Raw genomic sequence first — 9,457 nt, 5'->3', positions numbered from 1 at the left:
AGTACGTAGACCCGTTTACGGGTAGCAAGTAACACACTTTTGCAAGTGGCAGACCGTACCAGCGCCTTGAGGCGCCGCCAGAAAAACAGGGCTTTGCCCGCATATGAAGAACCCCCGGCTTTGCCGGGGGGTAACTATTATTTTTATCTAGTCACTCGGAATTATCATACCTCTTCCATTAATGAGTCATCTTTAAATATCCAGTCACGAACATCAGTAACTGTATATTCCGTTTTTGTTACTCTTGCAACAACCTTTGCAATACCTGCATTGATTATAAGGCGTTTGCACATTGAACACGATTCGGCATCGCTTAGAAGTTCGCCTGTTTTCATATCGCGACCCACAAGGTAAAGGGTGCTTCCGATCATATCATTTCGTGATGCTGATATAATCGCATTTGCTTCGGCGTGAACACTACGGCACAATTCATACCTTTCTCCGCGTGGAACATTCATTGCATCTCTCCTGCACACTCCTACCGCAGAACAGTTTTTCCTCCCGCGAGGTGCGCCTGTATAACCCGTTGCAATTATTTCGTCGTTCTTAACTATGATGGTGCCGTAGTTGCGGCGAAGGCATGTGCCCCTTTCTAATACCGTTTCCGCAATATCAAGGTAGTAGTTTTCCTTATCAATACGCTGCATCATCACTATCTCCTTTATTAAAAAGAAATTTTCTCTGAGATGTAACCTGAAATCTGGTCGATAGGAAGTCTGACCTGGGTCATTGAGTCACGGTCGCGGATTGTGACGCAGTTATCGTTTAAACTGTCAAAATCAAATGTGATGCAAAACGGAGTTCCTATTTCATCCTGACGTCTATAGCGCTTTCCTATAGAACCAGCATCGTCATAATCACAATTAAATTGCTTGAGCAGTTTTGCATATAAATCTTGTGATTGTTCAGACAATTTTTTAGAAAGCGGCAATATCGCAGCTTTGAACGGCGCAAGAAACGGATGAAGTTTTAGAACAACACGTGTATCTCCCTCTCCAACCTGTTCCTCATCATATGCATCGCAGAGCAGAGCGAGAGCAACACGATCCGCCCCAAGAGATGGTTCTATTACATACGGAATATACTTTTCGTTTGTATCTGAATCGAAGTATTCCATTGACTGCCCGCTTGTATTTTGATGCTGGGTTAAGTCAAAATCAGTACGATCAGCGATTCCCCAAAGTTCACCCCAGCCAAACGGGAACAGATATTCAAAATCAGTCGTGGCATTGGAATAATGTGATAATTCTTCTTTATCGTGATCGCGCAGTCTTAAGTTATCACTTTTGATATTAAGATCAAGTAAAAATTTATGGCACTGATCTTTCCAATAATTAAACCAGTCAAGGTCTGTGCCTGGTTTGCAGAAGAACTCAAGTTCCATCTGTTCAAATTCACGAATTCTGAATATGAAATTGCCCGGAGTAATCTCATTTCTGAAGGATTTTCCAACCTGCCCTACTCCAAAAGGAATCTTCCTTCTGGTAGTTCTAGCTATATTCTTAAAGTTTACGAAAATCCCCTGCGCTGTTTCAGGACGTAAAAATATCTCGTTTTTTGCATCCTCTGTAACACCCTGAAATGTCTTGAACATTAAATTGAACTGGCGTATATCAGTAAAATTTTCCGAGCCGCAGTCAGGGCATTTAATATGATTTTCTTTAATAAACGCCATCATCTGCTCATTGGACAGTCCTGCACACGGCTTTCCTGTAAAATCTTCGATAAGTTTGTCTGCACGATGACGCGTTCTGCAGCTTTTGCAGTCCATTAGCGGGTCTGAAAAGCCGCCGACATGGCCGCTTGCAACCCAAACCTGTGGATTCATGAGTATTGCACTGTCAAGTCCTACGTTATGAGGTGACTGCTGAACAAATCTCTGCCACCAAGCCTTTTTAACGTTATTTTTGAACTCAACACCGAGAGGACCATAGTCCCAAGAGTTTGCAAGACCTCCATATATCTCCGATCCGCTGTATACAAATCCCCTGTTTTTACAGAGTGATACAATTTTATCCATTGTTTTTTGTGAATTATCCACTTTTTTCTCTCCTTATTTTATATCTATATCTATACATTTTACAAATTTTCGTAAAACAAGTCAACATTTTAAGTTAAATATTAAATTGCACTTGCAATATATTTTATTTTCATGGATAATATATATGTTTGAATTTGGATTAAGGGAGGCTTCCTTGATGAATTTCGGCGCAGTTATTATGTGTGCCGGCGAGGGTAAACGTATGAAATCAGCTTTGCCGAAAGCAATGGCAGAGGTTTTGTTTACTCCGATGTCGGATTGGGTTTTATCCGCAGTTAAAAAAGCAGGCGCACAGAATGTTTGTATAGTAACAGGGTATAACCATACCGTTCTGGAGGAGTATTATAAAGATAAGGTGCAATTTGCATATCAGGCAGAACGGCTTGGAACAGGGCATGCGGTTATGCAGGCATCAGAATATATTAGGCAATATGAAGGCGGCTATATATTGGTTGCGACAGGTGACAATCCCTTTGTTTCTGACAAAACCATATGTGCCGCTTTATCTATGCATGAAAACGACGGAAATGCTGTTACGGTTATTACCGCCAAAGTGCCGGATCCTACTGGATACGGGCGCATCATAAGGAGAAAAGACGGAGGCGTCGCCAAAATAGTCGAGCAGAAAGAATGTAATGCCGAGGAACTTGCCACAGATGAGGTAAACTCCAGCTGGTATATTTTTTCCGCTGATCTGCTCTTAGATACCTTGGTAAAAATAAAAAACAATAATTTAGCCGGAGAATATTATCTTACTGACGCAATAGAAATACTTTTAAAAGATGGAAAACGCGTAGGCGCATACACTGTTAAGGACAGTGATGAGATCCTTGGCGCCAACGACAGGCTGCAGCTTTTGCAGTTAAACGACATCGCAAGAAAAAAAACTCTTGATAAACTTATGGAAAACGGAGTTGCATTCAGCGATATAACAGGCGTGACTATTTCTCCCGACGCGGTGATAGGTCGTGACACAGTAATACATAAGGGAACTATTATTAAAGGCGCTTCTGTTATAGGAAGCGGGTGCGAAATAGGTCCCGACTCAGTTATAGATAATTCAACAATTGGTGATGACGCGCATATAAATCAAAGCGTCGTTGAGAAATCCACAGTAGGATCAGGCGTTACGATGGGGCCATTCGCACACCTTCGTCCAAACTGCTCAGTCGGCATCAAGTGCCATGTTGGTAACTTCGTTGAACTTAAAAATTCCAAAGTGGGCGACGGAACAAAAGTTGCCCATCTCACATATGTCGGTGATACAGACTGCGGCGGCGGAGTCAACTTCGGCTGCGGTTGTGTAACCGCGAATTATGACGGCAAACACAAATTCAGAACAGTGATAGGAGACGGCGCATTTATAGGCTGCAACACCAACTTGATTGCTCCAGTCACTGTTGAAGATAATGCAGTAACCGCCGCAGGGAGTACGATAACTGATAACGTACCAAGGAACGCCCTTGCCATTGCCAGGGCTCGGCAGATAAATAAAAATGATTGGGTAAGTAAAAGGAAGGAGAAAACCAATGATTAAGCACGGGAAAGACATTAAAATTTTTACAGGTAACTCTAACCCCAGGGTAGCCAGAGAGATTGCGAGTGAACTTGGCCTGCACCTTGGCAATTCGGAGGTGGGCACATTCTCAGATGGGGAGATTTCGGTATCCATCAAAGAAACGGTCAGAGGCTCTGATGTCTTTGTCGTTCAGTCAACTTGCGCTCCAGTCAACAACAATATTATGGAACTGCTTATAATGATCGATGCCTTCAAACGCGCATCAGCTGGCAGAATAACTGCTGTTATCCCCTATTTTGGTTATGCAAGACAGGACAGAAAGGCACGCGCACGTGATCCTATCTCCGCAAAGCTTGTTGCAGATATAATCTGTGCCGCAGGTGCAGACAGGGTCCTAACAATGGATCTTCACGCTCCGCAGATTCAGGGCTTTTTTGATATTCCAGTCGATCACCTGCTCGGTGTTCCGATACTTGAGCCCTACTTTGAGAAAAAATTTGCTAATGAAAAAGATAATGTAGTCGTCGTATCTCCTGACCTCGGTTCTGTTGGTCGCGCAAGAACATTTGCTCAGCGTTTTGAGGCGCCGCTTGCAATCATAGACAAGCGCCGTCAAAAGGCAAATGTTTCAGAAGTCATGAACATTATCGGCGATGTCAAGGATAAAAAGGTAATACTAGTAGATGATATGATTGATACGGCAGGAACGCTTTGCCATGCAGCCTCCGCGCTGGTGGAAATAGGCGGCGCCAAAGAAGTATACGCTTGTTCGACCCATGGCGTACTTTCCGGTCCTGCAATAGACAGAATTTCAGCAAGTCCTATTAAAGAACTTGTCATTCTTGACTCAGTCCCGCTGACTCCGGAAAAGGAAATCGGTAAAATCGTTTCATTGCCTGTTGCCCCTGTATTTGCAGAAGCTATTGAAAGAATTTATGAGGATCTGCCTGTTTCAACATTGTTTTGCTGATTCGGGCAGCTATAATGACAAATGAGCATATTTTTTAAATCTAAAGAATCAGAAACTTCTGATTTTCCAACTTATATCGTCGCAGGTCTTGGAAATCCCGGAGATAAATATCTGTTTACAAGACATAACACCGGTTTTATGTTTATAGATTATTGCAGCGAAAAATACGGCTGTAAAATAAATAAACTTAAGCACAAGGCGCTTGTTGGAGAATTAAGACTTCCGGACAAAAAAGTATTATTTCTAAAACCGCAGACATATATGAATAACAGTGGTGAAGCTGTGCGTGAAGCGGCGGACTTTTATAAAGTTCCGCCTTCACGCATTATTGCCGTTAGTGACGATACGACACTGGATGTGGGGGTGCTTCGCATCAGGCCAAAGGGAAGCGACGGAGGGCAAAAAGGTCTGCGGTCTATAATTGAACATCTTGGCACATCTGATTTTGTCCGTATCAGGATAGGTATAGGTCAAAAACCACACCCGGATTATGACCTTGCAGATTGGGTTTTAAGTGAATTTAGCAATTCAGAAAAGAAAACCTTGTTCGAAACGCTGACACGTGCCAGCGAAGCGCTGAATATAATACTTGACGGAAACGTTGCACTTGCTATGAGCCGTTATAACGGCTGATTTCCCTCTTAACGGAGGTATCATGCAAACATTTTTAGCACAAAAATTAAACGAAAGCGATATCTTTGATAATATCCGGCAAAGTATTGCCGGAAAACAAACGCCGGTTGCTGTTACAGGGGTGGGAGCAGTTCAAAAGGCGTTTATTTGTCATGCATTGCAGCAAAATCTAAAAAGCAAGCTTTTATACGTTGCCGCTGATGAAACCGAGGCTACGATTGCGGCGCAAAACCTTAAAGCATTTTTAGGCGAAGGCGTATATTATTTCCCCACACGCGAAATTGGATTTCTCAATGTTGAAACCCGTTCCCGTGAATGGGAATATTCTCGTCTTTTTGTTTTATCCCAAATTTCATCGAGAAATTATAACGCTGTTGTAACTACTGCAGATGCTCTTCTTCAGTATACGATCGATATAGATCGGCTTAAAAACGGCAGTTTCAAGATAAAAATAGGCGATACCATGCCGCTTGAGGGTATACTCAAAAACTTAAACGCCTCAGGATATGTCAGAGCTGACACCGTAGAAGGCAAGGGACAATATTCTGTACGCGGAGGCATAGTCGATATCTTTCCTGTAAGCGAGGAAACACCTGTCCGTATTGAGCTATGGGGCGACGAAATCGATTCAATGGGCACATTCGACGTCTTGAATCAGCGCCGAATCGAAAATACGCAGTCGGTCGAAATTACTCCGGCCGCGGAAATCATATTGGATGCCGAAGCTCAAACCCGTCTTTCCAAACAGCTTTCTGCGCTTATAAAAAAGTATGAGAAAAAATCCGGCATGGAAAAAGCTTTGGAAACCCTTTCATTTGATTTGGAAAGCCTCCATAACGGTTCCCTTGCCGGAACGGATAAATATGTGCCGCTTCTGTCAGACAAACCTGCCACGTTGCTTGACCATATGGGAAAAGACACTCTTATTGCATTAAGTGAAGAACCCAAAATATCCGAGCACCTTAAAAATTACCTGTATCTTCAGAATGAAGACATTAAGAGCTATTTAAGCAAGGGATTGATTGTCGGTGAAACCGCAAAACTCACCCTCTTAAAAGAAGAGCTTTACAGCATTATTTCAAAATACAGAGTGCTATACCTGGATACATTGCCCCATACGCATTACGAGCTTCCAATAAAGGCATTAAACACATTTATTTCAAAACAGCTGCCCAACCTCTCTGGGAATATAGATTTTATAGCGGATGACATCACGTCATATCAAAAACAGGGTTATGATGTCTGTGTTATGACTGGCGCCCCTCAGAGGGGCGAGATACTCAGAGATCTTCTTTGCGAGCGTGGTATTGCCGCAAGATTCTCCAATGAAATAAAAAGCCTCACGAAAAACTGTGTTGAAGTGACTGTCGGGGCTGTAAACGGCGGCATGGAATTCACCGATATAAAGCTTGCAATACTGTGTGACGGCGACAAACCGGAAAAGAAGAAAAAGCATACGTCAACCCGCAGAAATGCTGAAAAAATAAAGTCTTACAGCGACCTTAAACCGGGAGACTATGTTGTCCATGTGAACCACGGCATAGGGCAATACCTTGGAATAGAAAAACTGACAGTCGAAGGTATTGTAAAAGATTATGTAAAAATACGCTATGCCGGAACGGATGTTTTATATGTTCCGGCGAATCAGCTTGATTTGATTTCAAAATATCTTTCCGCCGAGAACGCAGACAAAGGCGTTAAGCTTTCAAAAATGGGCGGCGGCGAATGGCAGCGTACAAAATCAAAGGTCAAAAGTGCGGTGTCGGATCTTGCGGACAGTCTTATCGCTCTTTATGCAGAACGTCAAAAGATAAAGGGTTATGCCTTCGGTCCTGACCAGCAGTGGCAGCATGATTTTGAAGATAAATTTGAATTTGACGAGACTGACGATCAGCTTCGCTGCATCGTTGAAATAAAAGCTGACATGGAAAAGCCACAGCCGATGGATCGGCTTCTTTGCGGCGATGTTGGATTCGGTAAAACTGAAGTTGCACTTAGAGCCGCATTCAAGTGTATATCTGAAGGCAAGCAGGTCGCGCTCCTCGTCCCTACAACTATTCTCGCGTGGCAGCATTTTCAGACAATTATTAAGCGTTTTCAGGGGTATCCTGTGCATGTAGATATTCTGTCTCGCTTCAGAACAAAAAAACAGCAAGAGGAAATTGTCAAAAAACTGCGCCGCGGTGAAGTTGATATTGTTGTAGGCACGCATCGCCTTATCCAAAAAGATATTGTATTTAAAGATCTTGGGCTTATCATAATCGATGAGGAACAGCGTTTCGGGGTCGCGCATAAAGAAAGACTTAAGGAACTTACAAAAACAGTCGACGCGCTGACGCTTACAGCAACCCCTATCCCGCGTACACTCAATATGGCTTTGTCTGGAATACGGGACATGTCACTTATTGAAGAGCCGCCTCGCGACAGGCATCCTGTTTCAACTTATGTAATCGAGTATGATTTTTCCGTAATCATGGAGGCTGTACGCCATGAAATGCGCCGTGGAGGGCAGGTATTTTACCTTCATAACCGCATTGATACGATAGAACAGACAGCTGGCCGCATAGCCCAAGAGCTTCCGGATAAAAGAGTCGCTTTTGCGCACGGACAAATGACAGAAGAACAGCTTTCTGATATTTGGACAGATGTAGTAAATGGTGACATTGATGTCCTTGTCTGCACGACGATAATAGAAACTGGAATCGACGTTCCAAATGCCAATACATTGATTATTGAAGACGCTGACCGTCTTGGTCTGGCACAGCTTTACCAGTTGCGCGGCCGCGTGGGCAGAAGTTACCGCCGAGCTTCATGTTACCTCACCTATCGCCGCGGGAAAGTGCTCTCTGAAGAAGCATCAAAACGCCTTTCAGCGATACGTGAGTTTACCGAGTTTGGAAGCGGTTATAAAATCGCCATGCGCGACCTTGAGATACGTGGAGCGGGAAATATTCTTGGTTCTCAGCAGCATGGGCATATGATGACGGTTGGGTATGATCTGTATATCCGGCTTCTTGACGAAGCTGTAAGGATCAAGCGCGGGGAAATCGCCCATGAAAAGACCGAGTGTGTATTTGACATTGCCGTCAGCGCGCACATTCCCTCTGACTATATTGAGAGCAGTGCGGTTCGAGTTGATATATATAAGAAAATTGCGGCAATCGAAAACAAGGACGATCTCCTCGATTTACAGGACGAATTGGCTGACAGATTCGGCGATATTCCGGTTCCAGTGCAGAATCTCTGCGAAATAGCGCTCTTACGCAACATGGCAACATCACTCGAAATATCTGAAATTGTTGAAAAATCGGGCCGCATTATCATATCGGCTGAAAATATGAAATTTGAGGATATTGCAGACCTATCTGCTCCATTTAAAGGACGGCTTTTATATAATGCGGGAGAAAAGCCTTTTGTCTCACTGATGCCTAAAAAGGGAGAAACCGGCGTCGCAGAGATCAAAAAATTTCTTGATCTGTATGCTGAATTAAAAAAGAGGAATGCACAATGAGCCTTACAGATGAATTAAAAAGCTTTTTATTGTCTGAAGGGGCGTCCGATGTCGGCATTTCAAACCTTCCCGATGCTGTTGGCGGTATGTCTACAGCCGTAAGCATAGTAGTCCGCCTTTCCGACGCCGTTGTAAACGAAATAACAGACAAGCCCACTCACACATACTTTCACCATTATCGTACTGTAAACGCGTTTTTAGATAGGCTTTCAATGCTCTGCGGGCTTTTTCTGCAACAGCATGGATATGATTATATCCCGATTGCCGCCTCACAAAGTGTTGACAAAGAATATCATGGCCGATATTCGCATAAAAAAGCCGCCTATTTTGCAGGGCTTGGAACGGTAGGCAAAAACAGTTTGTTCCTGCATTCTGTATATGGTTCAAGAATCCGGCTTGCAACAGTCTTTACCGATGCTCCGCTCACAGCTGGCCATCCTTTAGAATATTCTCTCTGTAACGGTTGTAATGCTTGTGTCAAGGCATGCCCGGCTTTTGCAATAACGGGTGCGGAATGGGAACCGGGAATCGAGCGTAATAAACTGTTCGATCCTGCCGCCTGCAGCAATTATATGAAGCGTGAATTTCAGCAAATAGGGCGGGGTGCTGTCTGCGGAATATGCATGCGTGTCTGTCCGATTCATAATAGTTACCCCCCGGCAAAGCCGGGGGTTCTTCATATGCGGGCAAAGCCCTGTTTTTCTGGCGGCGCCTCAAGGCGCTGGTACGGTCTGCCACTTGCAAAAGTGTGTTACTTGCTACCCGTAAACGGGTCTACGTACT

7 protein-coding genes are annotated in these 9,457 nt (G+C 43.8%); 5 read left to right on the top strand and 2 right to left on the bottom strand.

Annotated features, from left to right (window positions below; all coding sequences use genetic code 11):
- Nucleotides 1–164 precede the first annotated feature (164 nt).
- Nucleotides 165–647: a deaminase gene (locus Q8865_10035; protein ID MDP4153754.1), complete on the bottom strand. Its 483-nt coding sequence runs from the start codon at nt 645–647 to the stop codon at nt 165–167.
- Nucleotides 648–664: 17 nt separating this feature from the next.
- Nucleotides 665–2,020, bottom strand: coding sequence for a glycine--tRNA ligase (locus Q8865_10030; protein MDP4153753.1), 1,356 nt, complete (start codon nt 2,018–2,020; stop codon nt 665–667).
- A 178-nt stretch (nt 2,021–2,198) separates the two neighbouring features.
- Here Q8865_10030 and glmU point away from each other — a divergent pair, with 178 nt between their 5' ends.
- The 5 genes from glmU to Q8865_10005 all read left to right on the top strand — a co-directional run.
- Nucleotides 2,199–3,578: a bifunctional UDP-N-acetylglucosamine diphosphorylase/glucosamine-1-phosphate N-acetyltransferase GlmU gene (glmU, locus tag Q8865_10025; protein MDP4153752.1), complete on the top strand. Its 1,380-nt coding sequence runs from the start codon at nt 2,199–2,201 to the stop codon at nt 3,576–3,578.
- Nucleotides 3,571–4,530, top strand: a complete 960-nt coding sequence (locus tag Q8865_10020; GenBank protein MDP4153751.1) for a ribose-phosphate pyrophosphokinase — start codon at nt 3,571–3,573, stop codon at nt 4,528–4,530. Before glmU ends, Q8865_10020 begins: the two co-directional genes overlap by 8 nt.
- A 21-nt stretch (nt 4,531–4,551) precedes the next feature.
- Nucleotides 4,552–5,163 (top strand): aminoacyl-tRNA hydrolase, encoded by a 612-nt coding sequence (gene pth / locus Q8865_10015; protein ID MDP4153750.1) that lies wholly within the window; start codon nt 4,552–4,554, stop codon nt 5,161–5,163.
- Nucleotides 5,164–5,185: 22 nt separating this feature from the next.
- A complete protein-coding gene (mfd, locus tag Q8865_10010) occupies nt 5,186–8,674 on the top strand; it encodes a transcription-repair coupling factor (protein MDP4153749.1) in 3,489 nt (1,162 codons plus the stop codon).
- The coding region (locus Q8865_10005; protein ID MDP4153748.1) for a 4Fe-4S double cluster binding domain-containing protein at nt 8,671–9,457 on the top strand (787 nt) is incomplete at its 3' end. The genes mfd and Q8865_10005, both read left to right, overlap by 4 nt.

The organism is Bacillota bacterium (assembly GCA_030705925.1).
Classification (GTDB): Bacteria; Bacillota; Clostridia; order Oscillospirales; family Feifaniaceae; genus JAUZPM01.
The sequence above is the reverse complement of the archived record's forward strand: the minus strand, read 5'-3'. Positions and strand labels throughout refer to the sequence as shown.

Excerpts from the sequence above, each read along its gene's own strand:
- Q8865_10020 (MDP4153751.1), top strand. The coding sequence starts at position 3,571 with ATGATTAAGCACGGGAAAGACATTAAAATTTTTACAGGTAACTCTAAC.
- Q8865_10035 (MDP4153754.1), bottom strand. The coding sequence starts at position 647 with ATGCAGCGTATTGATAAGGAAAACTACTACCTTGATATTGCGGAAACG.
- Q8865_10030 (MDP4153753.1), bottom strand. The coding sequence starts at position 2,020 with ATGGATAAAATTGTATCACTCTGTAAAAACAGGGGATTTGTATACAGC.
- pth (MDP4153750.1), top strand. The coding sequence starts at position 4,552 with ATGAGCATATTTTTTAAATCTAAAGAATCAGAAACTTCTGATTTTCCA.
- glmU (MDP4153752.1), top strand. The coding sequence starts at position 2,199 with ATGAATTTCGGCGCAGTTATTATGTGTGCCGGCGAGGGTAAACGTATG.
- mfd (MDP4153749.1), top strand. The coding sequence starts at position 5,186 with ATGCAAACATTTTTAGCACAAAAATTAAACGAAAGCGATATCTTTGAT.